This window comes from Cupriavidus sp. H18C1, assembly GCF_049311595.1.
Taxonomy (GTDB): Bacteria; Pseudomonadota; Gammaproteobacteria; order Burkholderiales; family Burkholderiaceae; genus Cupriavidus; species Cupriavidus cauae.
Map to the genome: position 1 here is coordinate 2243524 of NZ_CP186008.1, position 23673 is coordinate 2267196.

A 23673-nucleotide genomic window follows, 5' to 3' on the forward strand; every position below is an offset into this window, starting at 1 on the left:
GCGCCTCACTGACGAATTAGAGGATTAAAGTGGCTCGTAAGACTCCCATCGAGCGTTACCGCAACATCGGTATCTCGGCTCACATTGACGCGGGTAAAACCACCACCACCGAGCGCATCCTGTTCTACACCGGTGTGAACCACAAGATCGGTGAAGTGCACGACGGCGCCGCCACGATGGACTGGATGGAGCAGGAGCAGGAGCGTGGTATTACCATCACCTCCGCTGCCACCACCGCCTTCTGGAAGGGCATGGCCGGCAACTACCCCGAGCACCGCTTCAACATCATCGACACCCCGGGGCACGTGGACTTCACCATCGAGGTGGAGCGTTCCATGCGCGTGCTGGACGGCGCCTGCATGGTGTACTGCGCCGTGGGCGGCGTGCAGCCGCAGTCGGAAACCGTCTGGCGTCAGGCCAACAAGTACGGCGTGCCGCGTCTGGCGTTCGTCAACAAGATGGACCGTACCGGCGCCAACTTCTTCAAGGTCTACGAGCAGCTGAAGACCCGCCTGAAGGCCAACCCGGTGCCCGTGGTGGTGCCGATTGGCGCCGAAGACGGCTTCCAGGGCGTGATCGACCTGCTGGAAATGAAGGCGATCATCTGGGACGAAGCCAGCCAGGGCGTGAAGTTCGAATACAAGGACATCCCGGCCGAGCTGCAGGCGACCGCTGACGAATGGCGCGAGAAGATGGTCGAGTCCGCCGCCGAAGCCAGCGAAGAGCTGATGGAAAAGTACCTGGGCGGCGAAGAGCTGACCCGCGCCGAGATCGTCAAGGCGCTGCGTGACCGTACCATCGCCTGCGAAATCCAGCCGATGCTGTGCGGCACCGCGTTCAAGAACAAGGGCGTGCAGCGCATGCTCGACGCCGTGATCGACTTCCTGCCGTCGCCGGTCGACATTCCGCCGGTCAAGGGCGTGGACGAAAGCGACGACGAGAAGAAGCTCGAGCGCAAGGCCGACGACAACGAGAAGTTCTCGGCGCTGGCGTTCAAGATCATGACCGACCCGTTCGTCGGCCAGCTGATCTTCTTCCGCGTCTACTCGGGCAAGATCAATTCGGGCGACACCGTGTACAACCCGGTGAAGCAGAAGAAGGAGCGTCTGGGCCGTATTCTGCAGATGCACGCCAACCAGCGCGAAGAAATCAAGGAAGTGCTGGCCGGCGACATCGCCGCCGCGGTGGGCCTGAAGGATGCCACCACGGGCGACACGCTGTGCGATCCGTCGGCACCGATCGTGCTCGAGCGCATGGTGTTCCCGGAGCCGGTGATCTCGCAGGCGGTCGAGCCGAAGACCAAGGCCGACCAGGAAAAGATGGGCATCGCCCTGAACCGCCTGGCCGCCGAAGACCCGTCGTTCCGCGTGCGTACCGATGAAGAATCGGGCCAGACCATCATTTCGGGCATGGGCGAGCTCCACCTCGAAATTCTGGTTGACCGCATGAAGCGCGAATTCGGCGTGGAAGCCAACATCGGCGCGCCGCAGGTGGCCTACCGCGAAACCATCCGCAAGAAGGCCGAGGACGTCGAAGGCAAGTTCGTCAAGCAGTCGGGCGGCCGCGGCCAGTACGGCCACGCCGTGATCACGCTGGAACCGCAGGAGCAGGGCAAGGGCTTCGAGTTCGTCGACGCCATCAAGGGCGGTGTGATTCCTCGCGAATACATCCCGGCCGTCGAGAAGGGTATCAGCGACACGCTGCAGGCCGGTGTCCTGGCCGGCTTCCCGGTGGTGGACGTGAAGGTCACGCTGACGTTCGGTTCGTACCACGACGTGGACTCGAACGAAAACGCGTTCCGCATGGCCGGTTCGATGGCTTTCAAGGAAGCCATGCGCAAGGCCAGCCCGGTTCTGCTCGAGCCGATGATGGCCGTGGAAGTGGAAACGCCGGAAGACTACACCGGTACCGTGATGGGCGACCTGTCGTCCCGCCGCGGCATCGTGCAGGGCATGGACGACATGGTGGGCGGCGGCAAGATCATCAAGGCCGAAGTTCCGCTGTCGGAAATGTTCGGTTATTCGACCGCGCTGCGCTCGGCCACGCAAGGCCGCGCCACCTACACCATGGAATTCAAGCACTACGCCGAGGCACCGAAGAACATCGCCGAAGCAGTGATGGCGGCCAAGGGCAACAAATAAGGCTGTATGCCGCTGCGCCCACGAGGGCGCGGCGGCGTGATGAATCGACAAGACTGCATTCCATTAGGAGCTGAAGAAAATGGCAAAGGAAAAGTTCGAGCGGACCAAGCCGCACGTGAACGTTGGTACGATTGGTCACGTTGACCACGGCAAGACGACGCTGACGGCGGCGATTGCGACGGTGCTGGCTGCGAAGTTCGGCGGTGCCGCGAAGAAGTACGACGAAATCGATGCGGCGCCGGAAGAGAAGGCACGCGGTATTACCATCAACACCGCGCACGTCGAGTACGAGACGGCCAACCGCCACTACGCGCACGTTGACTGCCCGGGCCACGCCGACTACGTCAAGAACATGATCACCGGCGCTGCCCAGATGGACGGCGCGATCCTGGTGTGCTCGGCCGCTGACGGCCCGATGCCGCAGACGCGCGAGCACATCCTGCTGGCCCGCCAGGTCGGCGTGCCGTACATCATCGTGTTCCTGAACAAGTGCGACATGGTGGACGACGCCGAGCTGCTCGAGCTGGTGGAAATGGAAGTGCGCGAGCTGCTGTCGAAGTACGAGTTCCCCCGGCGACGACACCCCGATCATCAAGGGTTCGGCCAAGCTGGCGCTCGAAGGCGACAAGGGCGACCTGGGCGAAGAGGCGATCATGCGCCTGGCCGAGGCACTGGACACCTACATCCCGACGCCGGAGCGCGCCGTGGACGGCACGTTCCTGATGCCGGTCGAAGACGTGTTCTCGATCTCGGGCCGCGGTACCGTGGTGACCGGCCGTATCGAGCGTGGCGTGATCAAGGTCGGCGAGGAAATCGAAATCGTCGGTATCCGCCCGACGGTCAAGACCACCTGCACCGGCGTGGAAATGTTCCGCAAGCTGCTGGACCAGGGCCAGGCTGGCGACAACGTCGGTCTGCTGCTGCGCGGCACCAAGCGTGAAGACGTCGAGCGCGGCCAGGTGCTGTGCAAGCCGGGTTCGATCAAGCCGCATACGCACTTCACCGGCGAGGTCTACATCCTGTCGAAGGACGAAGGCGGCCGTCACACCCCGTTCTTCAACAACTACCGTCCGCAGTTCTATTTCCGTACGACCGACGTGACCGGCTCGATCGAGCTGCCGAAGGACAAGGAAATGGTCATGCCGGGCGACAACGTGTCGATCACCGTCAAGCTGATCGCCCCGATCGCGATGGAAGAAGGCCTGCGCTTCGCCATCCGTGAAGGCGGCCGCACCGTCGGCGCCGGCGTCGTCGCCAAGATCCTGGACTAAACCAGGCTGTCGGGACGGGTGGCCTCCGCCCGTCCCTGCTACCACCGGGCCGGTGACGGCCCATCGCTCTTTTAAGGAAAAATCATGCAGAACCAGAAGATCCGTATCCGCCTGAAGGCTTTCGACTATCGCCTGATCGACCAGTCGGCCGCCGAAATCGTGGATACCGCCAAGCGCACCGGCGCGATCGTCAAGGGCCCGGTTCCCCTGCCGACCCGCATCGAGCGCTTCGACATCCTGCGTTCGCCGCACGTGAACAAGACCAGCCGCGATCAGTTCGAGATCCGCACCCATCAGCGTCTGCTGGACATCGTCGACCCGTCGGAAAAGACCGTCGACGCGCTGATGAAGCTGGACCTGCCGGCTGGCGTGGACGTCGAGATCAAGGTGTAATCGATCCGACGAGACCGGCCGCCCCCGCGCGGCCGCTCTGCAGTGGAACGGCGAACGCGAGTTCGCCGTTTTCCTTTTTCGGTGCCGGAGCGCCGAAATAGCGACGTATCAACCACGTTGCAACAGCAAATCCCCCCATTTGCTGAATGCCTTGCCAGATTGCAGTTGCCCTTTCCAGGAGGCTGCGATATAGTGTAAGGCTACCCATCTATCTATGGGTATTGGGCTGGCCGCTTTGGCCGCGCGCCGTCTCTTTTGCGCAAGCCCCAGACACCAGAAACACTCAACACGTTTCGTGTATCAATCAGCCCCGGCCAATCGCAGCCGGGAATGGAGCAAACCATGAGCCTTGGCCTTGTAGGTCGCAAGGTTGGCATGACCCGTATTTTCACGGACGACGGTGAAGCAATTCCCGTGACCGTGATCGAGGTCGGCGACAACCGCGTGACGCAAATCAAGACGGACGAGACCGACGGTTATACCGCGGTGCAAGTCACCTTCGGCGCCCGGCGCGCAAGCCGCGTCACCAAGCCGCTGGCGGGTCATCTCGCCAAAGCCGGTGTGGAAGCGGGCGAAGTCATCAAAGAATTCCGCGTGGATGCAGCCAAGGCTGCCGAGCTGCAAGCCGGCGGCACGCTGTCGGTCGACCTGTTCGCGGTCGGCCAGAAGATCGACGTGCAGGGCGTGACGATCGGTAAGGGCTATGCCGGTACCATCAAGCGTTACCACTTCGCGTCGGGCCGTGCCACGCACGGTAACTCGCGTTCGCACAACGTGCCGGGTTCGATCGGTATGGCGCAGGATCCGGGCCGTGTGTTCCCGGGCAAGCGCATGACCGGCCACCTCGGTGACGTCACGCGTACCGTCCAAAACCTGGTCATCGCCAAGATCGACGCAGAGCGCAAGCTGCTGCTGGTCAAGGGCGCGATCCCGGGTTCGAAGGGCGGCAAAGTCATCGTTACCCCGGCCGTCAAGGCCAAAGCTGCGGCTTAAGGAGCGGACACATGGAACTTAAGCTCCTCCAGGACAACGGTCAGATCGGTGCAGGCGTCGCTGCCTCGCCCGAAGTCTTCGGCCGCGATTACAACGAAGCTCTGGTTCACCAGATCGTCGTCGCTTACCAGGCCAACGCGCGTAGCGGCAACCGGAAGCAGAAGGACCGCGAAGAGGTCAAGCACACCACGAAGAAGCCGTGGCGTCAGAAGGGTACGGGCCGTGCTCGTGCCGGTATGTCCTCGTCGCCGCTGTGGCGCGGGGGGCGGCCGTATCTTCCCGAACTCGCCGGAAGAGAACTTCAGCCAGAAGGTCAACAAGAAGATGTTCCGTGCCGGCATGCGCTCGATTTACTCGCAGCTGGCCCGGGAAGGTCGTATCAACGTGGTGGAGGGTTTCTCCGTCGACGCGCCCAAGACCAAGCTGCTGGCCGACAAGTTCAAGGCCATGGGTCTGGACTCGGTGCTGATCATCACCGACAGCCTCGACGAAAACCTCTACCTGGCTTCGCGCAACCTGCCGCACGTGGCGGTTGTCGAGCCGCGCCACGCCGATCCGCTGTCGCTCGTGCACTACAAGAAGGTGCTGGTGACCAAGGCGGCCGTCGCGCAGATCGAGGAGTTGCTCAAATGACGCAAGTAGCCAAGAACGATCATCGTTTGATGCAGGTGCTGCTCGCGCCGGTGGTTTCCGAAAAGGCAACCCTGGTCGCCGACAAGAACGAACAAGTGGTGTTCGAAGTCGCTCGCGACGCCAACAAGGCGGAAGTGAAGGCGGCGGTCGAGCTGCTGTTCAAGGTCGAGGTGCAGTCCGTTCAGATCCTGAACCAGAAGGGCAAGCAAAAGCGTTTCGGTCGCTTCATGGGTCGTCGCAACCATGTGAAGAAGGCCTACGTGTCGCTGAAGCCGGGTCAGGAAATCAATTTTGAAGCGGAGGCCAAGTAATCATGGCACTCGTCAAGACCAAGCCGACTTCCCCGGGTCGCCGCTCGATGGTGAAGGTTGTCAACCGCAACCTGCACAAGGGCGAACCGTACGCGCCGCTGCTGGAAAAGCAATTCCAGAAGTCGGGCCGTAACAACAATGGCCACATCACCACCCGTCACAAGGGCGGTGGCCACAAGCATCACTACCGTGTGGTCGACTTCAAGCGCAACGACAAGGACGGCATCCCCGCCAAGGTCGAGCGTCTGGAATACGATCCGAACCGCAGCGCCAACATCGCGCTGGTGCTGTTCGCCGACGGCGAGCGCCGCTACATCATCGCCACCAAGGGCATGGTTGCCGGCCAGCAGCTGATGAACGGCGCGGAAGCCCCGATCAAGGCCGGTAACAACCTGCCGATCCGCAACATCCCGGTCGGTACCACGATCAACAACGTGGAAATGCTGCCGGGCAAGGGCGCCCAGATCGCGCGTGCCGCCGGCGGTTCCGCCGTGCTGCTGGCTCGCGAAGGCGTCTACGCCCAGGTGCGTCTGCGCTCCGGTGAAGTGCGCCGCGTGCATATCGAATGCCGCGCCACCATCGGTGAAGTGGGCAACGAAGAGCACAGCCTGCGCGTGATCGGCAAGGCCGGCGCGACGCGCTGGCGCGGTATTCGCCCGACCGTCCGCGGCGTGGTGATGAACCCGATCGACCACCCGCACGGTGGTGGTGAAGGCCGTACCGCTGCTGGTCGCGATCCTGTGTCGCCGTGGGGCACCCCGACCAAGGGTTACCGCACCCGCAGCAACAAGCGCACTGCCAGCATGATCGTGCAGCGCCGCCACAAGCGTTAATCGGTAGGTAGGAGCTAAACACATGACTCGTTCTGCAAAAAAGGGTCCTTTCTGTGACGCCCACCTGCTGAAGAAGGTGGAAACGGCTGTCAGCGGCAAGGACAAGAAACCCATCAAGACGTGGTCGCGCCGCTCGACCATTCTGCCGGAGTTCATCGGCCTGACGATCGCCGTTCACAACGGCCGTCAACACGTGCCGGTGTACGTCACGGAAAACATGGTCGGCCACAAGCTCGGTGAATTTGCGCTGACGCGCACGTTCAAGGGCCACGCGGCTGACAAGAAAGCGAAGAGGTAAGGTGCCATCATGGAAGTGAAAGCGATTCATCGCGGTGCCCGCATCTCCGCCCAGAAGACGCGCCTGGTCGCCGACCAGATCCGTGGTCTGCCGATCGAGCGCGCGCTCAACATCCTGGCGTTCAGCCCGAAGAAGGCTGCCGGGATCGTGAAGAAGGTGGTCGAATCGGCCATCGCCAACGCCGAGCACAACGAAGGCGCCGACATCGACGAGCTGAAGGTCAAATCGATCTACGTCGACAAGGCAACCTCGCTCAAGCGCTTCACCGCACGGGCAAAGGGCCGCGGCAACCGCATCGAGAAACAAACCTGTCACATCACTGTGACGCTCGGCAACTAAGGAGTCACGATGGGACAGAAGATTCATCCGACTGGCTTCCGTCTGGCCGTCAGCCGTAACTGGGCTTCGCGTTGGTACGCCAACAACACGAAGTTCGCCGGCATGCTGAAGGAAGACATCGAAGTTCGCGACTTTCTGAAGAAGAAGCTCAAGAACGCTTCGGTGGGCCGCGTCGTCATCGAGCGCCCCGCCCGCAATGCCCGTCTCACCATCTACAGCTCGCGTCCGGGCGTGGTGATCGGCAAGAAGGGTGAGGACATCGAACTGCTGAAGGCCGAGCTGCAGCGTCGCATGGGCGTGCCCGTGCACGTGAACATCGAGGAAATCCGCAAGCCGGAAACCGATGCTCAGCTGATCGCCGACTCGATCACCCAGCAGCTCGAGCGCCGCATCATGTTCCGCCGCGCGATGAAGCGCGCGATGCAGAACGCGATGCGCCTGGGCGCCCAGGGCATCAAGATCATGAGCTCGGGCCGTCTGAACGGTATCGAAATCGCACGTACCGAGTGGTACCGCGAGGGCCGCGTGCCCCTGCACACCCTGCGTGCCGACATCGACTACGGCTTCTCCGAAGCGGAAACCACCTACGGCATCATCGGTGTCAAGGTGTGGGTCTACAAGGGTGATCACCTCGGCCGCAACGACGCGCCGGTGGTAGAAGAGCCGCAAGACGAACGTCGTCGTCGCCCGGGTCGTCCGGACGGTCGCCGTCGTGACGGTGAAGGCCGTCCGGGTGGCAACCGCCGCGGTGGCGCTGGTGCCGGTCGCCGCGCTGCGCCTGGCGCAGACGCGAAGAGTGGAGAATAACGATGCTGCAACCGAAGCGCAGAAAATATCGCAAGGAGCAGAAAGGCCGCAACACGGGTAAGGCTACCCGTGGCAACGCCGTGTCTTTCGGCGAATTCGGCCTGAAGGCTATGGGCCGTGGCCGTCTGACGGCTCGTCAGATCGAGTCGGCACGTCGTGCGATGACCCGTCACATCAAGCGTGGCGGCCGCATCTGGATCCGGATCTTCCCGGACAAGCCGATCTCGAAGAAGCCCGCCGAAGTCCGTATGGGTAACGGCAAGGGCAATCCGGAATACTACGTGGCTGAAATCCAGCCGGGCAAGATGCTGTACGAAATGGATGGCGTGAGCGAAGAGCTGGCGCGTGAGGCGTTCCGCCTCGCGGCGGCCAAGCTGCCGATCGCGACCAATTTCGTGGTGCGCCAGGTCGGGACGTAAGGAGAGCAGGGATGAAAGCATCCGAACTTCGCGGCAAGGACGCCGCAGGCCTGAACCAAGAGCTCTCCGAGCTCCTGAAGGCCCAATTTAGCCTGCGCATGCAAAAGGCCACCCAACAGCTGCAGAACACCAGCCAGCTGAAGAAGGTGCGCAAGGACATCGCGCGGGTGCATACCGTGCTGAACGAAAAGGCGAACTCGAAATGACTGAAACTGCACAAACGGAATCGTCGCTTCGCCGTACCCTGGTCGGCCGCGTGGTAAGCGACAAGATGGACAAGACCGTGACGGTCCTGGTCGAAAACCGTGTCAAGCATCCGCTGTATGGCAAGTACGTGCTGCGCTCGAAGAAGTACAAGGCGCATGACGAAGCCAACCAGTACAAGGAAGGCGACAAGGTCGAGATCCAGGAAGGCCGTCCGATCTCGCGGACCAAGTCCTGGGTCGTTTCCCGGCTGGTCGAAGCAGCGCGCGTCATCTAAGAACCAACAGGTTCTCGGTTGACTTGCAGGTCCAGGGTTATGTTGCTATAATCCTGGACTTCCGCTTTATTGCGGCCGTCTCTTGTAACACCACCCGGGCGGTCCGTTAAAGCGAACCCCAGGCCTAGCGGCTCCTGACTGTCACATCGTTCAGACCGCCTGGCACACCGACTTCAAGTTGATCAACCCAAACGGTGACTGGCGCAATGCCGGTGGCCGACGGGACCAAGACTGACCGGCGGGCGTACCTTTTTCGTGGGCCCGGTGGATTAAGTTGGGAAGACAAACACCATGATTCAGACAGAAAGCCGGCTCGAAGTGGCCGATAACACGGGTGCGCGCGAAGTGCTGTGCATCAAAGTGCTGGGTGGGTCCAAGCGCCGCTATGCGAGCGTAGGCGACATCATCAAGGTGACCGTCAAGGACGCAGCGCCGCGCGGTCGCGTGAAGAAGGGCGATATCTACAACGCCGTCGTGGTCCGCACCGCCAAGGGCGTGCGCCGCGCGGACGGTTCGCTCGTCAAGTTCGACGGCAATGCCGCTGTCCTGCTGAACAACAAGCTCGAGCCGATCGGCACCCGTATCTTCGGGCCGGTGACTCGTGAACTCCGTACCGAGCGCTTCATGAAGATCGTGTCGCTCGCGCCGGAAGTGCTGTAAGGAGCCGCCATGAACAAGATTCGCAAAGGCGACGAGGTCATCGTCCTGACCGGCAAGGACAAGGGCAAGCGCGGCAAGGTCCAGGCCGTGCTGGGCGACAAGGTCGCCGTCGAGGGCGTGAACGTCGCGAAGAAGCACGCGCGTCCGAACCCGATGCTGGGCACGACCGGTGGCGTGATCGACAAGGTCATGCCCCTGCATATTTCCAACGTTGCGCTCGTGGATGCCAATGGCAAGCCGTCGCGCGTCGGCATCAAGCTGGTGGAAGGCAAGCGCGTGCGCGTGCTCAAGACCACCGGCGCCGTCGTCGCCGCTTGATTCTGGGCACGGATAGGAGTTGAGCATGGCAGCACGTCTGCAAGAGCAGTACAAAGAACAGGTCGTTCCGGCCCTGATGAAGAAGTTCGGCTACAAGTCGGTCATGGAGGTGCCCCGCATCACCAAGATCACGCTGAACATGGGTCTGGGCGAAGCCATCAATGACAAGAAGGTCATCGAGCTGGCAGTGGGCGACCTGACCAAGATCGCTGGTCAGAAGCCGGTCGTGACGAAGGCCCGCAAGGCCATCGCCGGCTTCAAGATTCGCCAGGGCTATCCCATCGGTGCGATGGTGACCCTGCGTGGCGAACGGATGTGGGAATTCCTCGACCGTTTCGTCACCGTGGCCCTGCCGCGCGTGCGCGATTTCCGTGGTGTGTCCGGCAAGTCGTTCGACGGCCGTGGCAACTACAACATCGGTGTGAAAGAGCAGATCATCTTCCCCGAAATCGAGTACGACAAGATCGACGCGCTGCGCGGTCTGAACATCAGCATCACGACGACGGCGAAGAATGACGAGGAAGCCAAGGAGCTCCTCGCCGCATTCAAGTTCCCGTTCCGCAATTAAGGGGTAACCGTGGCTAAATTGGCTCTGATTGAACGTGAGAAGAAGCGCGCGAAGCTCGCGGCGAAGTACGCCGAGAAGCGCGCTGCCCTCAAGGCCATTATCGACGACCAAGCGAAGTCGGAAGAAGAGCGTTACGAAGCGCGCCTGGAGCTGCAACAGCTGCCGCGCAACGCCAATCCGACCCGCCAGCGCAATCGCTGCGCGATCACCGGTCGTCCCCGCGGTACCTTCCGCAAGTTTGGCCTGGCGCGTAACAAGATCCGTGAGATCGCCTTCAAGGGCGAAATTCCGGGTCTGACGAAAGCCAGCTGGTAATTACGCACAGGCTACAGGAGAAACAGTATGAGCATGAGCGATCCTATCGCCGATATGCTGACGCGCATCCGCAACGCCCAGGGCGTGCAGAAGGCGTCGGTTGTCATGCCGTCGTCGAAGCTGAAAGTGGCGATCGCCAAGGTCCTGAAGGACGAAGGCTATATCGACGACTACGCTGTCGCCGAGGAAGGCGGCAAGGCACAACTGACCATCGGTCTGAAGTACTACGCCGGCCGTCCGGTGATCGAGCGCATCGAACGCGTGTCGAAGCCCGGTCTGCGCGTGTACAAGGGCCGCAGCGAAATCCCGCAAGTGATGAACGGCCTGGGCGTCGCGATCATCTCGACCCCCCAAGGGTCTGATGACCGATCGCGCGGCACGTGCCACGGGCGTGGGCGGCGAAGTCATCTGCTACGTCGCGTAAGGAGTAACCATGTCCCGTGTAGGTAAGGCTCCCATCGCGCTGCCGAAAGGCGCGGAAGTGAATGTGGCGGCCGGCGTGCTCACCGTCAAGGGCCCGCTCGGTACGCTGTCCCAGCCGATTCACAGCCTGGTCAAGGTCAACGTCGAGAACGACACGCTGACCTTCGCCGCCGCTGACGAATCGCGCGAAGCAAACGCTCTGCAGGGCACCATGCGTGCTCTGGTGGCCAATATGGTCAAGGGCGTGACCACCGGTTTCGAGCGCAAGCTGACCCTGGTAGGCGTGGGCTATCGTGCCCAGCTGCAAGGCGCTGCGCTGAAGCTCCAGCTTGGTTTCTCGCACGACGTGATCCATGAGATGCCGGAAGGCGTGAAGGCGGAAACGCCGACGCAGACCGAGATCATCATCAAGGGTGCGGACAAGCAGAAAGTCGGTCAGGTTGCCGCGGAAGTCCGCGCGTACCGTCCGCCCGAGCCCTACAAGGGCAAGGGTGTTCGCTACGCAGACGAGCGCGTCATCCTGAAGGAAACCAAGAAGAAGTAAGGGGTGCAGTGATGAACAAGAAAGACGCTCGTTTGCGCCGTGCACGTCAGACCCGCGCCAAGATTGCCGAGCTGAAGGTCAATCGTCTGACTGTGTTCCGTACGAATACGCATATTTACGCTCAGGTCTACTCGCCGTGCGGCACCCAGGTGGTGGCGTCGGCTTCGACCGTCGAAGCAGAAGTGCGCAAGGAACTGACCGGCAGCGGTGCCACCACCGCTGCTGCCACCGTGGTCGGCAAGCGCATCGCCGAGAAGGCGAAGGCAGCCGGCGTGGAAACCGTCGCGTTCGACCGCGCCGGCTTCCGCTTCCACGGTCGCGTGAAGGCCCTGGCTGACGCTGCCCGCGAAGCCGGCCTCAAGTTCTAAGCGCAGAGAGAGATACGTCATGGCAAAGATGCAAGCAAAAGTCCAGCAGGACGAACGCGACGACGGCCTCCGCGAGAAGATGATCTCGGTCAACCGCGTCACCAAGGTGGTGAAGGGCGGCCGGATTCTCGGTTTCGCTGCGCTGACCGTGGTTGGTGACGGCGATGGCCGCATCGGCATGGGCAAGGGCAAGGCGAAGGAAGTGCCGGTGGCCGTGCAGAAGGCAATGGACGAAGCCCGTCGCAAGATGGTCAAGGTCCCGCTGAAGAACGGCACGCTGCAGCACGAAGTCGTGGGCAAGCACGGCGCCGCCAAGGTGCTGATGATGCCGGCGAAGGAAGGTACCGGCGTGATCGCCGGCGGCCCGATGCGCGCGATCTTCGAAGTGATGGGGGGTGACCAACGTGGTCACCAAGTCGCACGGCTCGACCAACCCGTACAACATGGTTCGCGCCACGCTGGACGGTCTGCAGAAGATGAGCACGCCGGGTGAAATCGCCGCCAAGCGTGGCAAGTCTGTCGAAGACATCCTCGGTTAAGGCAGGTGAACGAAATGTCGCAGAAAACCGTAAAAGTGCAACTCGTGCGCAGCCTGATCGGCACGCGCGAGGATCATCGCGCCACCGTTCGTGGTCTTGGCCTGCGCCGCCTCAACTCGGTGTCGGAACTGCAGGATACGCCGGCCGTGCGCGGCATGATCAACAAGGTCTCGTACCTGGTGAAGGTCATCGGCTGAGCCTGGGCCAAGATCGGGATATGGAGAGCAATATGCAACTGAACAACCTGAAACCGGCCGCCGGTTCGAAGCACGCCAAGCGTCGCGTCGGCCGCGGTATCGGCTCCGGCCTGGGCAAGACCGCCGGTCGCGGTCACAAGGGTCAGAAGTCGCGTTCGGGCGGCTTCCACAAGGTGGGCTTCGAAGGCGGTCAGATGCCGCTGTACCGTCGCCTGCCGAAGCGCGGCTTCACGTCGCTGACCAAGGCGTTCACCGCCGAAGTCACCCTGCGTGATCTGGAGCGCCTGGAAGCGGCCGAAGTCGACCTGCTGGTTCTGAAGCAGGCCGGCCTGGTCAGCGACCTGGTCAAGAGCGCCAAGGTCATCAAGGCCGGCGAGCTGACCCGCAAGGTGACGATCAAGGGTCTGGGCGCCACCGCTGGCGCCAAGGCAGCGATCGAAGCCGCGGGTGGTCAGATCGCGGAGTAAGTAAGCAGATTTCGCAGCATAGGCGAGTCACAAGTCGGAGCATCGTTTGGCCACGGCGAAACCCAATGCAAGCGCACAGGCCAGGAACACGGCGAAGTACGGCGATCTCAAGCGCCGGCTGATGTTCCTGGTGCTGGCCCTGATCGTCTACCGCATCGGTGCGCATATTCCGGTGCCGGGAATCGATCCGGAGCAACTGGCGCAGCTGTTCCAGAGTCAGTCGGGTGGCATCCTCGGGATGTTCAACCTGTTCTCGGGAGGCGCGCTGTCGCGCTTCACCGTGTTCGCGCTCGGCATCATGCCGTATATCTCGGCGTCGATCATCATGCAGTTGCTGACGATCGTGCTGCCGCAGCTGGAATCGCTGAAGAAGGAAGGGCAGGCCGGACAGCGGAAGATCACCCAGTACACCCGTTACGGGACCGTGCTGCTGGCGACCTTCCAGGCGTTCTCGATCGCAGTCGCGCTCGAGTCGCAACCCGGCCTGGTGATCGACCCCGGCATGATGTTCCGCGCTACCGCGGTGATCACGCTGGTGACCGGCACGATGTTCCTGATGTGGCTGGGTGAGCAGATCACCGAGCGCGGACTGGGCAACGGCATCTCGATCATCATCTTCGGCGGTATCGCGGCGGGCTTGCCCAATGCGATCGGCGGGCTGTTCGAACTGGTTCGCACCGGCTCGATGAGCATCATCGCGGCGATCTTCATCGTGGCGATCGTGATCGCGGTGACGTTCGCGGTGGTGTTCGTCGAACGCGGCCAGCGCAAGATCCTGGTGAACTATGCCAAGCGTCAGGTCGGCAACAAGGTGTACGGCGGCCAGTCGTCGCACCTGCCGCTGAAGCTGAACATGGCAGGGGTGATTCCGCCGATCTTCGCATCGTCGATCATCCTGTTCCCGGCGACGATCGCGGGCTGGTTCACGTCGGATTCGACCGGCGCCGTGGGCAGGTTCATCAAGGACCTGGCCGCGACCCTGTCGCCCGGCCAACCGGTGTACATCCTGCTCTATGCTGCGGCAATCGTGTTCTTCTGCTTCTTCTATACGGCGTTGGTGTACAACAGCCGGGAAGTCGCGGACAACCTGAAGAAAAGCGGTGCCTTCATTCCGGGCATCCGTCCTGGCGAGCAGACGACGCGCTATATCGACAAGATTCTGGTGCGACTGACGCTGGCTGGTGCGATCTACATCACACTGGTCTGCCTGTTGCCGGAATTCCTGGTGCTGCGCTGGAACGTGCCGTTCTATTTCGGCGGAACTTCGCTGCTGATCATCGTGGTCGTCACGATGGACTTCATGGCCCAGGTCCAGTCCTATGTCATGTCGCAGCAGTACGAGTCGTTGCTGAAGAAGGCCAATTTCAAAGGTAACCTGACTTTGCGCTGAGCCGGGTCAGGACAGGCTAGGTATGGCTAAAGACGACGTCATCCAGATGCAGGGTGAGGTAATCGAAAACCTGCCCAATGCGACCTTCAGGGTGAAGCTGGAAAATGGCCATGTCGTACTGGGCCATATCTCCGGGAAGATGCGGATGCACTACATCCGCATCCTGCCGGGGGACAAAGTTACGGTCGAATTGACGCCATACGATCTGTCACGCGCGCGCATCGTCTTCCGGACGAAGTGAGCCGAAACAGGAATTGAAGGAAGAGGAAAATCATGAAAGTGCTGGCTTCTGTTAAGCGCATTTGCCGCAACTGCAAAGTTATCAAGCGCAACGGTGTCGTGCGCGTGATCTGCTCGTCGGATCCCCGCCACAAGCAACGCCAAGGCTAATCGTAAAGAGGATTGACGAATGGCACGTATCGCAGGGGTTAACATCCCGAATCACAAGCATACCGAGATCGGCCTGACGGCGATTTACGGTATCGGCCGCTCGCGCGCTCGCAAGATTTGCGAGGCCACTGGCGTTCCTTTTGACAAGAAGGTCAAGGATCTGACCGACGCCGACCTGGAAAAGCTTCGTGACGAAGTGGGCAAGGTCACGGTCGAGGGTGACCTGCGTCGTGAAACCACGATGAACATCAAGCGTCTGATGGACCTTGGTTGCTATCGTGGCCTGCGTCACCGCCGCGGCCTGCCGCTGCGTGGCCAGCGCACCCGCACCAACGCCCGTACCCGCAAGGGTCCGCGTAAGGCCGGCGTGGCTCTGAAGAAGTAACGCCCAAGGCAGAGGAAGATAACTAATGGCAAAAGGTCCGAACAACGCCGCCCAGCGCGCGCGTAAGAAGGTCAAGAAGAACGTCGCCGACGGCATCGCGCACGTCCACGCCTCGTTCAACAACACGATCATCACGATCACCGACCGTCAGGGCAATGCCCTGTCGTGGGCGACCTCGGGTGGCCAGGGCTTCAAGGGTTCGCGCAAGTCGACCCCGTTCGCAGCCCAGGTTGCTGCCGAGAACGCCGGCCGCGTGGCGCAAGACCAGGGCATCAAGAACCTGGAAGTGCGCATCAAGGGCCCGGGCCCGGGTCGTGAATCGGCTGTGCGCGCGCTGAACGCACTGGGCATCAAGATCGCCGTGATCGAAGATGTCACGCCGGTGCCGCACAACGGCTGCCGTCCGCCGAAGCGCCGCCGTATCTAAGCGCCAGGCATCGCCGGACCCGCGTCGGATTTTCCGGGCGCGGGTCCTGTCGTTCTTGTTGTGATAGAATGCCGCGTTTTGTCGGCGAGGTATCCGCGCCAGCGGCTGCTGCCGGACAGATCGTCGGAATTCCGCGCGAATTCATGTGTGGCGCGCAGCCGTCCGGCCGCGCGCGTTGGATAAGCCCACCGTTCGCCGTCACCGCCCCTCCGGGCGGATGCAGCAGGCGGACTCGCGGCGCGTCGATCCTGGCGCCGCGATCGAATCAGTAAGGAAGATAAAGTGGCACGTTATACCGGCCCGAAGGCCAAACTTTCCCGCCGTGAAGGCACCGACCTGTTCCTGAAGAGCGCGCGCCGCTCGCTCGCCGACAAGTGCAAGCTGGACAGCAAGCCGGGCCAGCACGGCCGTACCTCGGGCGCCCGTACCTCCGACTACGGCACCCAGCTGCGTGAAAAGCAGAAGGTCAAGCGCATCTACGGCGTGCTCGAGCGCCAGTTCCGCCGCTACTTTGCCGAGGCCGACCGCCGCAAGGGCAATACCGGCGAAAACCTGCTCCAGCTGCTGGAAACCCGCCTGGACAACGTCGTCTACCGGATGGGCTTCGGCTCGACCCGTGCCGAAGCGCGCCAGCTGGTGTCGCACAAGGCGATCCTGGTCAACGGCCAGACCCTGAACGTGCCCTCGGCGCAGATCAAGGTCGGCGACGTGGTGTCGATCCGCGAACAGGCCAAGAAGCAGGCTCGTATCGCCGAGTCGCTGTCGCTGGCCGAGCAGTCGGGCTTCCCGAGCTGGGTGGCCGTCGATGCCAAGAAGTTCGAAGGCACGTTCAAGCAAGTGCCGGATCGCGCCGATATCTCGGGCGACATCAACGAGAGCCTGATCGTCGAATTGTATTCGCGTTAATCGCCCGGACCCGTTCGCCTACAACGGCCGCGGCTTGCGATTTCTCGTCGAGCTCCCTCTCCAGCCCGGCGCGCTTCGGCGCGCCGGGCTTATTGCCCATCGTACGATGGGTTTTTTCGGGTTCCAAAACTCAGCCTTATCGGTGTAACGAGCCGAGGGTATTGAAAAGGACAACCTAATGCAAACAGCACTCCTCAAGCCAAAAATCATCGCCGTCGAGCCGCTGGGCGATCATCACGCCAAAGTCGTGATGGAGCCGTTCGAGCGCGGCTACGGCCATACGCTCGGTAACGCCCTGCGTCGCGTGCTGCTGTCGTCGATGGTCGGCTATGCCCCGACCGAAGTGACGATCGCTGGGGTGGTCCACGAATATTCCACCATCGACGGCGTGCAGGAAGACGTCGTCAACCTGCTGCTGAACCTGAAGGGCGTCGTCTTCAAGCTGCACAACCGCGACGAAGTCACGGTGTCGCTGCGCAAGGAAGGCGAAGGCGTGGTGACGGCCGCCGATATCGAGCTGCCGCACGATGTCGAGATCATCAATCCCGGCCACGTGATCGCCCATCTGTCGGCCGGCGGCAAGCTGGACATGCAGATCAAGGTCGAACAGGGCCGCGGCTATGTGCCGGGCAACGTTCGCAAGTTCGGCGACGAGTCGAACAAGGTGATCGGCCGCATCGTGCTGGACGCCTCGTTCTCGCCGGTGCGCCGCGTCTCGTACGCGGTCGAGTCGGCCCGTGTCGAGCAGCGTACCGACCTGGACAAGCTGGTGATGAACATCGAAACCGACGGCGTGATCTCGCCCGAGGAAGCGATCCGTCAATCGGCCCGCATCCTGGTCGACCAGCTGTCCGTGTTCGCCGCGCTGGAAGGCACCGAGTCGTCGGCGGAAGCCGCTTCGAGCCGCGCGCCGCAGATCGACCCGATCCTGCTGCGCCCGGTCGACGACCTGGAGCTGACGGTGCGCTCGGCCAACTGCCTGAAGGCCGAGAACATCTACTACATCGGCGACCTGATCCAGCGTACCGAGAACGAGCTGCTGAAGACCCCGAACCTGGGTCGCAAGTCGCTCAACGAGATCAAGGAAGTCCTCGCTTCGCGTGGCCTGACGCTCGGCATGAAGCTCGAGAACTGGCCGCCCGCTGGCCTGGAGAAGTAATCTGCGCGGCGGGCGCCAGCCGGCGTCCGCTGCCAGTCCCTGCCGCCCGGCCAGCGATGGCCAGGCGGCGCAAACCGACTACCGGCCCGCGCCGGCGCGCTCCCGACGGGAAAGTGCTGGCGATAGAAGAGCTGGTCAAACACTGATCTAGAAAGGAATCATCATGCGTCACCGTCATGGTTTGCGGAAACTGAACCGCACCTCGTCGCACCGTCTCGCGATGCTGCGCAACATGTCCAACTCGCTGTTCCAGCACGAGCTGATCAAGACCACGCTGCCGAAGGCCAAGGAACTGCGCAAGGTCGTCGAGCCGCTGATCACGCTGGCCAAGAAGGACACCGTCGCCAACCGCCGTCTGGCTTTCGCCCGCCTGCGCGACCGCGACATGGTCACCAAGCTGTTCAACGAACTGGGCCCGCGCTACGCCACCCGTCCGGGCGGCTACACCCGCATCCTGAAGTTCGGCTTCCGTCAGGGCGACAACGCGCCGATGGCGCTGGTCGAGCTGGTCGATCGTCCCGAAGTGACCGAGGCCCCGGCCGAGGAAGCTGCGGAGTAAGACCTTCGCCCCTTCACCGATCCGACGCGGCGGCCGCCACGGGCGCCGCGGATTGGCGAACCGCTTACAATCGAGCCAGGCAATTGCCTGGCTCTTTTGTTTTTGGGCCGGCGTCATGCAGGAGCGATATCGATGGACGCATCGCAGGTATTGGTGGTGATCACCACGCTGCCGGACGAGGATAGCGCCGCCGCGCTGACTCGCGCGCTGCTGGAGGCCCGGGTGGCCGCGTGCGTGAACCGTTTGCCGGCATGCGAGTCGCAGTACTGGTGGCAAGGAGCGGTGGAGACCGCGCGCGAAGTCCCGCTGCTGATCAAGACCACGCGGGCGCGCTACGACGCGCTCGAAGCCGTCATCCGCCAGCACCATCCCTACGATGTGCCCGAGATCGTCGCGCTGCCGGTCGCAGCGGGCCTGCCGGCCTATCTCGACTGGGTCCGCGAGCAGACGGCGGGGCCGGACGGCGGCGCGTAAGCCGCCCGCAGGACAGGACAGGAAAAGACGCGGCGGGACGCGGCCGAACGCAGCGAGTTAGGGCAACCGTATAGCGCAGGCGTATAGCGCAACCGCATGGCGCAACCGCATGGCGCAACCGCATGGCGCAACGACCTGGCGCTGCGGCATTGTGCAAACGCAAAGCGCAACGACACAGCGCAACGACATAACGAATAACAGCAGGAACCGACGATGGGCAGCAGCTTGGGGTCGATGGACATGGTCACGGGGCAGGGCGCTCAGCGCTCGCAGCATTCGCAGGGCCTGCGAAGCTGGCAAGCCTGGCAATGGCTGGCCGCGATCGCCCTCGCGATGCTCGCCGTTTGCCTGTGCCTCGGCGCCGGCCCGGCCCGCGCCGCCGACCAGGACGACTTCCTGCCGCCGGAGCAGGCCTTCCGCTTCGCCGCCCGCACCATCGACCCGCGTACCGTCGAGGTCCGCTTCGATGTCGCGCCGGGCTACTACCTCTACCGCGAACGCTTCGCCTTTGCCGCGCAACCGGCGCAGGTCAAGCTCGGCGCGCCCGAGCTGCCCGCCGGCAAGGTCAAGTTCGACGAGACCTTCGGCAAGGAGATGGAGACCTACCGCGACACGGTGACGATCCGCGTGCCGGTCGAATCCGCGCCGGCCGACGGCAAATGGACGCTGGTCGTGACTTCGCAGGGCTGCGCCGACAGGGGCCTGTGCTACCCGCCGATGGAGAGCGTCTACGAGGTCGGCGGCGCCGGCATCGGCGCGCTGCTCGGCGGCCGCTCCAATGCGACGCCCGCCAACGCGACACCAACCAACGCGACGCCGGCCAACGCGACATCAACCAACGCCACGTCCGCCATCGCCGCCGCCACGCCGCTGCCCGCCGGCACCGGAAGCCGTAGCGCCGCCGCGCAGGCCGACCCCGGCAGGGCCGTCGACGACAGCGGCCGCATCGCCGCGACGCTCGCCGGCGGCCACCTGCTGACCATCGTCGCGCTGTTCTTCGGCCTCGGCCTGCTGCTGACCTTCACCCCTTGCGTGCTGCCGATGGTGCCGATCCTGTCGTCGATCGTGGTCGGCGAACATCTGCACCGTGGCCGCGCCTTCGTCGTCTCGCTGGCCTATGTGCTCGGCATGGCGGTGGTCTACACCGCGGTCGGCGTGGCCGCCGGGCTGATCGGGGAAGGGCTGGCGGCGACGCTGCAAAAGCCGTGGGTGCTGGCGCTGTTCGCCGCGTTGATGGTCGCGCTGGCCCTGTCGATGTTCGGCCTCTACGAACTGCAACTGCCGCAGCGGTGGCAGACGCGCCTGACCGACTCGGCCAATCGCCGCCCCGGCGGGCAGATCGCCGGCGCCGCCGCAATGGGCGCGATCTCGGCGCTGATCGTCGGTCCCTGCGTGACCGCGCCGCTGGCGGGCGCGCTGGCCTATATCGCGCAGAGCGGCGACGCCTGGACCGGCGGCGCCGCGCTGTTCTCGATGGCGATCGGCATGGGCGTGCCGCTGCTGCTGGTCGGCGTCGGCGCCGGCAACCTGCTGCCGCGCGCGGGCCGCTGGATGGAGGCGACCAAGCGCGTGTTCGGCTTCCTGCTGCTCGGCGTCGCGCTGTGGATGGTCGGGCCGGTGCTGCCGGCCTGGCTGTCGATGCTGGGCTGGGCGACGCTGCTGCTGGTCGGCGCGGTGTTCCTGCGCGCCTTCGATGGCCTGGGCGCGGACCCGCATCCGGTGGCGCGGCTGGGCAAGGGGCTGGGCGTGCTGTCCGCGCTGGCGGGCGCGATCCTCCTGGTGGGCCTCGCCTCGGGCAGCCGCAATCCGCTGCAGCCGCTGTCGCATCTGGTGGCGGGCGTGCGCGACGGTGCGCCGGCGGCCGAGGCGGTGCGCTTCGAGCGGATCCGCTCGGTGGCCGAGCTCGATGCCCGTATCGCGCAGGCCAGCGCCGCCGGCAAGCCGGTGCTGCTGGACTTCTATGCGGACTGGTGTGTCTCCTGCAAGGAGATGGAGCGCTTCACCTTCAGCGATCCGCGCGTGCAGGCACGGCTGGCCGACGTGGTAATGCTGCAGGCCGACGTGACCGCCAACAACGCCGACGACAAGGCCCTGCTGAAGCGCTTCGGCCTGTTCGGCCCGCCCGGCATCATCCTGTTCGGCGACGACGGGCGCGAGCTGCCGGTGCGGGTGATCGGCTATCAGGCGGCGGGACGGTTCCTGGCCAGCCTGGAACGCGCGTTCGGGCCGGCGGGCGCCTGAGGCAATGGCGTAAAGCCGCGGCCGGCCCGCGGCCCCGAATCACTCCCGCCACAACCAGCGGCCGACCGCCCACATCGCCGCGATTCCCACCACCACCGCGCCCATCAGCGAGATCGACCACCAGAAGCCGCTGGGCTCCTGCAGCCACGGCATGCGCTCGAAGTTCATGCCGAACACGCCGGTGATCAGCGTCAGCGGCATGAACAGCGCGGTGATCATTGTCAGCATCCGCATGGTGCGGTTGGTCCGGTGCGCGACCGCCGAGAAGTGGATCTGCACCGCGGATTCGATCGAATCCTCGAGGCGCCGCGCATGCGCCAGCACGCGCAGGATGTGTTCCATCACGTCGTTGATGCGCACCAGCAGCACCTCGTCGCGGTCGTTGGCGGTGCCGGCGGCCGGGTCGCTGTAGGTGTTGTCGAGCAGGCTGTCGCGGAATTCCTGCAGCGCGTCGCGCTGTTCCTCGCACAGATGTTCCAGCCGGCGCAGCTGGATGCGCGCATCGAGCAGGCCCTCCCAGCTGGAAAAGCCGCTGCGCGCTATTGAGCAGCGCTCGCTGCCAGCGGTCGAGCTGGCGCGTCAGCGGCGCCCGCAGTTCGAGATAGCGGTCGACCATCGCGTTCAGCAGCCGCAGCATCAGGTCCTCGGGACGCGTCGGCGGACGGATGCCGTGCACCAGCGCCGTGCCGCCGTTGGCGCGGACCTCGGGGCGCGGCGCGCGCGTCAGCTCGAGCAGCCGCTGGCGGACCTGCTCGATCGTGCGCGACTGCCCGGGCCGCACCGTGGCCAGCACGTGGTCGAACACGAAGAACGTCACCGGCTGCGTGTCGATGCGGGCGAGCGCGGGCAAGAAACCCGGCGGATGGCGGCGCGGCCTGGCTGCCGTGGCCGATGCGCCGGAGGGGCTCGGGGCGCCCGACGTCCCTGACGTCCCTGCGGCTCCTGCAGCCCCTGCAGCCCCTGCGGCGGTGTCGGCCCCGCCGTTGCCCGACGTGCTGGCGGTGCCGGTACCGCCGCCGCTCGCACCGGCACCCACCGCCGCCGGCCCCTCGCTGCCCGCCTCGGCAATCAGCCGGCTGGTCTCAAACGTCAGCTTGCGGAAGATCACCATGTCGTAGGCATGCGTTGTATCGAAGAACGACGGATGCGCGGCATTGGTGGCGTCGGCCAGATGCAGGTCCAGCACCGGCGCGCCGGTCAGCGTCTGCAGGTTGTCGCGCCAGGCCGACGGCGCCGCGCTGACCTCGGCGAGCGTGCAGTCGACCCAGACGAAGCGCGGCGCGGCCTGTTCGGCGAGAAAGGCGCGCGCGGCCTCGAGCGAGTCGAGCGGATGGACCTGGCTGGCGGAAAAACCGAGCAGCTGCATGCGCGAGGGATCAGCGCGCCAGCAGGCGGGCGGCGTCGAGCGCGAAATAGGTCAGGATGCCGTCGGCACCGGCGCGGCGGAACGCCAGCAGCGATTCCATCATGACCTTGTCGTGGTCGAGCCAGCCGTTCTGCGCGGCCGCCTTCAGCATCGCGTATTCGCCGCTGACCTGGTAGACGTAGGTCGGAAAGCGGAACTCGTCCTTGACGCGGCGGACGATGTCCAGATACGGCATGCCAGGCTTGACCATCACCATGTCGGCGCCTTCCATGATGTCCTGCGCGACCTCGCGCAGCGCCTCGTCGGTGTTGGCCGGATCCATCTGGTAGGTCATCTTGTTGCCCTTGCCCAGATTGGCGGCCGAGCCCACCGCGTCGCGGAAGGGGGCCATAGAACGCCGACGCGTACTTGGCCGAGTACGCCATGATGCGGGTGTGGATGTGGCCGGCATCCTCGAGCGCATTGCGCACGGCGCCGATGCGGCCGTCCATCATGTCCGACGGCGCGACGATGTCGACCCCGGCCGCGGCCTGGGTCAGCGCCTGGCGCACCAGGATCTCCACGGTCTCTTCGTTCAGCACATAGCCGTCGGCATCGAGCACGCCGTCCTGCCCGTGGCTGGTGTACGGGTCGAGCGCGACATCGGTCAGCACGCCGAGCTCGGGGAAGCGGTCCTTCAGCGCGCGCACCGCGCGCGGGATCAGCCCCTCGTCGCGGGTCGCCTCGATGCCGTCGGGCGTCTTCAGCGAGGGATCGATGACCGGGAACAGCGCGATCACCGGGATGCCCAGCTGCACGCATTGCTCGGCCACCGGCAGCAGCAGGTCCACCGACACGCGCTCGACGCCGGGCATCGACGCGACGGTCTGGCGCTGGCCCTGTCCGTCGAGCACGAACACGGGGTAGATCAGGTTGTCCGGCGACAGCCGGTGCTCGCGCATCAGCCGGCGCGAGAAGTCGTCGCGGCGCATGCGGCGGGGGGCGGAATTCGGGGAAGGTCGACATGGTGGGATCGTCAGTCAGGGGGACGGCGGAGCGCAGCGGCCCACGATACCTGG

Annotated in this window: 29 protein-coding genes and 6 pseudogenes; 33 read left to right on the forward strand and 2 right to left on the reverse strand. The window is 64.0% G+C overall.

The features are described 5' to 3' along the window. The first annotated feature begins 29 nt into the window (after positions 1–29). The 33 genes and pseudogenes from fusA to dsbD all read left to right on the forward strand — a co-directional run bounded on the left by fusA (position 30) and on the right by dsbD (position 21249). Positions 30–2141, forward strand: coding sequence for an elongation factor G (gene fusA / locus OJJOAM_RS10380; protein ID WP_422647909.1), 2112 nt, complete (start codon positions 30–32; stop codon positions 2139–2141). A 79-nt stretch (positions 2142–2220) separates the two neighbouring features. After that, a pseudogene (gene tuf / locus OJJOAM_RS10385) lies at positions 2221–3412 on the forward strand (elongation factor Tu). Positions 3413–3496: 84 nt separating this feature from the next. Continuing rightward, complete coding sequence (rpsJ, locus tag OJJOAM_RS10390; RefSeq protein ID WP_006576248.1) at positions 3497–3805, forward strand: 30S ribosomal protein S10; 309 nt, start codon at positions 3497–3499, stop codon at positions 3803–3805. A 342-nt stretch (positions 3806–4147) separates the two neighbouring features. Continuing rightward, positions 4148–4798 carry a 50S ribosomal protein L3 gene (rplC, locus tag OJJOAM_RS10395; protein WP_006576247.1) on the forward strand — a complete coding sequence of 217 codons (651 nt, stop codon included), beginning with the start codon at positions 4148–4150 and terminating at the stop codon, positions 4796–4798. A gap of 11 nt (positions 4799–4809) precedes the next feature. Continuing rightward, positions 4810–5431 (forward strand): annotated as a pseudogene (rplD, locus tag OJJOAM_RS10400) (50S ribosomal protein L4). Then, positions 5428–5742, forward strand: a complete 315-nt coding sequence (gene rplW, locus OJJOAM_RS10405) for a 50S ribosomal protein L23 (RefSeq protein ID WP_006576245.1) — start codon at positions 5428–5430, stop codon at positions 5740–5742. The pseudogene rplD and the gene rplW overlap by 4 nt, the downstream one beginning before the upstream one ends. A 2-nt stretch (positions 5743–5744) precedes the next feature. After that, entirely contained in the window at positions 5745–6575 is an 831-nt protein-coding gene (gene rplB, locus OJJOAM_RS10410) for a 50S ribosomal protein L2 (RefSeq protein WP_149319746.1), read from the forward strand. A gap of 22 nt (positions 6576–6597) precedes the next feature. Beyond that, positions 6598–6873 (forward strand): 30S ribosomal protein S19, encoded by a 276-nt coding sequence (gene rpsS, locus OJJOAM_RS10415; protein ID WP_006576244.1) that lies wholly within the window; start codon positions 6598–6600, stop codon positions 6871–6873. Positions 6874–6882: 9 nt separating this feature from the next. Next, positions 6883–7212: a 50S ribosomal protein L22 gene (rplV, locus tag OJJOAM_RS10420; protein WP_061956552.1), complete on the forward strand. Its 330-nt coding sequence runs from the start codon at positions 6883–6885 to the stop codon at positions 7210–7212. 9 nt (positions 7213–7221) lie between these two features. Beyond that, positions 7222–8019 (forward strand): 30S ribosomal protein S3, encoded by a 798-nt coding sequence (rpsC, locus tag OJJOAM_RS10425; RefSeq protein WP_023264853.1) that lies wholly within the window; start codon positions 7222–7224, stop codon positions 8017–8019. 2 nt (positions 8020–8021) lie between these two features. Then, a complete protein-coding gene (gene rplP, locus OJJOAM_RS10430; protein WP_006576240.1) occupies positions 8022–8438 on the forward strand; it encodes a 50S ribosomal protein L16 in 417 nt (138 codons plus the stop codon). A gap of 11 nt (positions 8439–8449) precedes the next feature. Next, complete coding sequence (gene rpmC, locus OJJOAM_RS10435) at positions 8450–8644, forward strand: 50S ribosomal protein L29 (protein ID WP_006576239.1); 195 nt, start codon at positions 8450–8452, stop codon at positions 8642–8644. After that, positions 8641–8919, forward strand: a complete 279-nt coding sequence (rpsQ, locus tag OJJOAM_RS10440; protein WP_149319745.1) for a 30S ribosomal protein S17 — start codon at positions 8641–8643, stop codon at positions 8917–8919. Before rpmC ends, rpsQ begins: the two co-directional genes overlap by 4 nt. A 291-nt stretch (positions 8920–9210) precedes the next feature. Then, a complete protein-coding gene (gene rplN / locus OJJOAM_RS10445) occupies positions 9211–9579 on the forward strand; it encodes a 50S ribosomal protein L14 (protein ID WP_006576237.1) in 369 nt (122 codons plus the stop codon). Between the two features lie 9 nt (positions 9580–9588). Next, on the forward strand, positions 9589–9897 hold the full coding sequence (rplX, locus tag OJJOAM_RS10450) for a 50S ribosomal protein L24 (protein ID WP_006576236.1): 309 nt from the start codon (positions 9589–9591) through the stop codon (positions 9895–9897). A 25-nt stretch (positions 9898–9922) separates the two neighbouring features. Then, positions 9923–10465 (forward strand): 50S ribosomal protein L5, encoded by a 543-nt coding sequence (gene rplE, locus OJJOAM_RS10455; protein ID WP_006576235.1) that lies wholly within the window; start codon positions 9923–9925, stop codon positions 10463–10465. Between the two features lie 9 nt (positions 10466–10474). Then, positions 10475–10780 (forward strand): 30S ribosomal protein S14, encoded by a 306-nt coding sequence (rpsN, locus tag OJJOAM_RS10460; protein WP_006576234.1) that lies wholly within the window; start codon positions 10475–10477, stop codon positions 10778–10780. A gap of 27 nt (positions 10781–10807) precedes the next feature. Further along, positions 10808–11204 (forward strand): annotated as a pseudogene (rpsH, locus tag OJJOAM_RS10465) (30S ribosomal protein S8). A 9-nt stretch (positions 11205–11213) separates the two neighbouring features. Then, positions 11214–11747, forward strand: a complete 534-nt coding sequence (rplF, locus tag OJJOAM_RS10470) for a 50S ribosomal protein L6 (RefSeq protein ID WP_149319744.1) — start codon at positions 11214–11216, stop codon at positions 11745–11747. A gap of 11 nt (positions 11748–11758) precedes the next feature. After that, positions 11759–12115: a 50S ribosomal protein L18 gene (rplR, locus tag OJJOAM_RS10475; RefSeq protein WP_422647910.1), complete on the forward strand. Its 357-nt coding sequence runs from the start codon at positions 11759–11761 to the stop codon at positions 12113–12115. A gap of 19 nt (positions 12116–12134) precedes the next feature. Beyond that, positions 12135–12654, forward strand: a pseudogene (gene rpsE / locus OJJOAM_RS10480) (30S ribosomal protein S5). Positions 12655–12668: 14 nt separating this feature from the next. Beyond that, positions 12669–12851, forward strand: coding sequence for a 50S ribosomal protein L30 (gene rpmD / locus OJJOAM_RS10485; RefSeq protein WP_006576229.1), 183 nt, complete (start codon positions 12669–12671; stop codon positions 12849–12851). Between the two features lie 32 nt (positions 12852–12883). Further along, positions 12884–13318 carry a 50S ribosomal protein L15 gene (gene rplO / locus OJJOAM_RS10490; RefSeq protein WP_006576228.1) on the forward strand — a complete coding sequence of 145 codons (435 nt, stop codon included), beginning with the start codon at positions 12884–12886 and terminating at the stop codon, positions 13316–13318. Positions 13319–13364: 46 nt separating this feature from the next. Then, entirely contained in the window at positions 13365–14708 is a 1344-nt protein-coding gene (gene secY / locus OJJOAM_RS10495; RefSeq protein WP_149319742.1) for a preprotein translocase subunit SecY, read from the forward strand. Between the two features lie 22 nt (positions 14709–14730). Beyond that, positions 14731–14949 carry a translation initiation factor IF-1 gene (gene infA / locus OJJOAM_RS10500; protein ID WP_006577442.1) on the forward strand — a complete coding sequence of 73 codons (219 nt, stop codon included), beginning with the start codon at positions 14731–14733 and terminating at the stop codon, positions 14947–14949. Between the two features lie 32 nt (positions 14950–14981). Next, complete coding sequence (gene rpmJ / locus OJJOAM_RS10505; RefSeq protein WP_006160433.1) at positions 14982–15098, forward strand: 50S ribosomal protein L36; 117 nt, start codon at positions 14982–14984, stop codon at positions 15096–15098. Positions 15099–15117: 19 nt separating this feature from the next. Continuing rightward, positions 15118–15483: a 30S ribosomal protein S13 gene (gene rpsM / locus OJJOAM_RS10510; RefSeq protein WP_006577443.1), complete on the forward strand. Its 366-nt coding sequence runs from the start codon at positions 15118–15120 to the stop codon at positions 15481–15483. A 25-nt stretch (positions 15484–15508) separates the two neighbouring features. Further along, entirely contained in the window at positions 15509–15910 is a 402-nt protein-coding gene (gene rpsK, locus OJJOAM_RS10515; RefSeq protein WP_023264857.1) for a 30S ribosomal protein S11, read from the forward strand. Between the two features lie 282 nt (positions 15911–16192). Next, positions 16193–16816 carry a 30S ribosomal protein S4 gene (gene rpsD, locus OJJOAM_RS10520; RefSeq protein WP_006577444.1) on the forward strand — a complete coding sequence of 208 codons (624 nt, stop codon included), beginning with the start codon at positions 16193–16195 and terminating at the stop codon, positions 16814–16816. Between the two features lie 178 nt (positions 16817–16994). Then, positions 16995–17975 (forward strand): DNA-directed RNA polymerase subunit alpha, encoded by a 981-nt coding sequence (locus OJJOAM_RS10525; RefSeq protein WP_149319741.1) that lies wholly within the window; start codon positions 16995–16997, stop codon positions 17973–17975. A 163-nt stretch (positions 17976–18138) separates the two neighbouring features. Then, positions 18139–18534, forward strand: a complete 396-nt coding sequence (gene rplQ, locus OJJOAM_RS10530) for a 50S ribosomal protein L17 (RefSeq protein ID WP_006577446.1) — start codon at positions 18139–18141, stop codon at positions 18532–18534. A 132-nt stretch (positions 18535–18666) separates the two neighbouring features. Further along, positions 18667–19008, forward strand: a complete 342-nt coding sequence (gene cutA, locus OJJOAM_RS10535; protein WP_422647911.1) for a divalent-cation tolerance protein CutA — start codon at positions 18667–18669, stop codon at positions 19006–19008. A 333-nt stretch (positions 19009–19341) separates the two neighbouring features. Continuing rightward, positions 19342–21249 (forward strand): protein-disulfide reductase DsbD, encoded by a 1908-nt coding sequence (gene dsbD / locus OJJOAM_RS10540; RefSeq protein WP_422649565.1) that lies wholly within the window; start codon positions 19342–19344, stop codon positions 21247–21249. 39 nt (positions 21250–21288) lie between these two features. Here the strand turns inward: dsbD and OJJOAM_RS10545 are convergent. Together OJJOAM_RS10545 and hemB are read right to left on the reverse strand one after the other, a co-directional pair. Next, positions 21289–22615 (reverse strand): annotated as a pseudogene (locus tag OJJOAM_RS10545) (magnesium transporter CorA family protein). A gap of 10 nt (positions 22616–22625) precedes the next feature. Next, positions 22626–23620: pseudogene (gene hemB / locus OJJOAM_RS10550) on the reverse strand (porphobilinogen synthase). Between the last annotated feature and the right edge of the window lie 53 nt (positions 23621–23673).

Excerpts from the sequence above, each read along its gene's own strand:
- rplO (WP_006576228.1), top strand. The coding sequence starts at position 12,884 with ATGCAACTGAACAACCTGAAACCGGCCGCCGGTTCGAAGCACGCCAAG.
- rplW (WP_006576245.1), top strand. The coding sequence starts at position 5,428 with ATGACGCAAGTAGCCAAGAACGATCATCGTTTGATGCAGGTGCTGCTC.
- rpmJ (WP_006160433.1), top strand. The coding sequence starts at position 14,982 with ATGAAAGTGCTGGCTTCTGTTAAGCGCATTTGCCGCAACTGCAAAGTT.
- rpsQ (WP_149319745.1), top strand. The coding sequence starts at position 8,641 with ATGACTGAAACTGCACAAACGGAATCGTCGCTTCGCCGTACCCTGGTC.
- rplR (WP_422647910.1), top strand. The coding sequence starts at position 11,759 with ATGAACAAGAAAGACGCTCGTTTGCGCCGTGCACGTCAGACCCGCGCC.
- rpsK (WP_023264857.1), top strand. The coding sequence starts at position 15,509 with ATGGCAAAAGGTCCGAACAACGCCGCCCAGCGCGCGCGTAAGAAGGTC.
- rplE (WP_006576235.1), top strand. The coding sequence starts at position 9,923 with ATGGCAGCACGTCTGCAAGAGCAGTACAAAGAACAGGTCGTTCCGGCC.
- rplX (WP_006576236.1), top strand. The coding sequence starts at position 9,589 with ATGAACAAGATTCGCAAAGGCGACGAGGTCATCGTCCTGACCGGCAAG.
- rpsC (WP_023264853.1), top strand. The coding sequence starts at position 7,222 with ATGGGACAGAAGATTCATCCGACTGGCTTCCGTCTGGCCGTCAGCCGT.
- rplQ (WP_006577446.1), top strand. The coding sequence starts at position 18,139 with ATGCGTCACCGTCATGGTTTGCGGAAACTGAACCGCACCTCGTCGCAC.
- rplV (WP_061956552.1), top strand. The coding sequence starts at position 6,883 with ATGGAAGTGAAAGCGATTCATCGCGGTGCCCGCATCTCCGCCCAGAAG.
- rplF (WP_149319744.1), top strand. The coding sequence starts at position 11,214 with ATGTCCCGTGTAGGTAAGGCTCCCATCGCGCTGCCGAAAGGCGCGGAA.
- dsbD (WP_422649565.1), top strand. The coding sequence starts at position 19,342 with ATGCTCGCCGTTTGCCTGTGCCTCGGCGCCGGCCCGGCCCGCGCCGCC.
- OJJOAM_RS10525 (WP_149319741.1), top strand. The coding sequence starts at position 16,995 with ATGCAAACAGCACTCCTCAAGCCAAAAATCATCGCCGTCGAGCCGCTG.
- rplP (WP_006576240.1), top strand. The coding sequence starts at position 8,022 with ATGCTGCAACCGAAGCGCAGAAAATATCGCAAGGAGCAGAAAGGCCGC.
- rpmD (WP_006576229.1), top strand. The coding sequence starts at position 12,669 with ATGTCGCAGAAAACCGTAAAAGTGCAACTCGTGCGCAGCCTGATCGGC.
- rpsS (WP_006576244.1), top strand. The coding sequence starts at position 6,598 with ATGACTCGTTCTGCAAAAAAGGGTCCTTTCTGTGACGCCCACCTGCTG.
- rplB (WP_149319746.1), top strand. The coding sequence starts at position 5,745 with ATGGCACTCGTCAAGACCAAGCCGACTTCCCCGGGTCGCCGCTCGATG.
- rpsM (WP_006577443.1), top strand. The coding sequence starts at position 15,118 with ATGGCACGTATCGCAGGGGTTAACATCCCGAATCACAAGCATACCGAG.
- rpsJ (WP_006576248.1), top strand. The coding sequence starts at position 3,497 with ATGCAGAACCAGAAGATCCGTATCCGCCTGAAGGCTTTCGACTATCGC.
- rplN (WP_006576237.1), top strand. The coding sequence starts at position 9,211 with ATGATTCAGACAGAAAGCCGGCTCGAAGTGGCCGATAACACGGGTGCG.
- cutA (WP_422647911.1), top strand. The coding sequence starts at position 18,667 with ATGGACGCATCGCAGGTATTGGTGGTGATCACCACGCTGCCGGACGAG.
- rpmC (WP_006576239.1), top strand. The coding sequence starts at position 8,450 with ATGAAAGCATCCGAACTTCGCGGCAAGGACGCCGCAGGCCTGAACCAA.
- infA (WP_006577442.1), top strand. The coding sequence starts at position 14,731 with ATGGCTAAAGACGACGTCATCCAGATGCAGGGTGAGGTAATCGAAAAC.
- rplC (WP_006576247.1), top strand. The coding sequence starts at position 4,148 with ATGAGCCTTGGCCTTGTAGGTCGCAAGGTTGGCATGACCCGTATTTTC.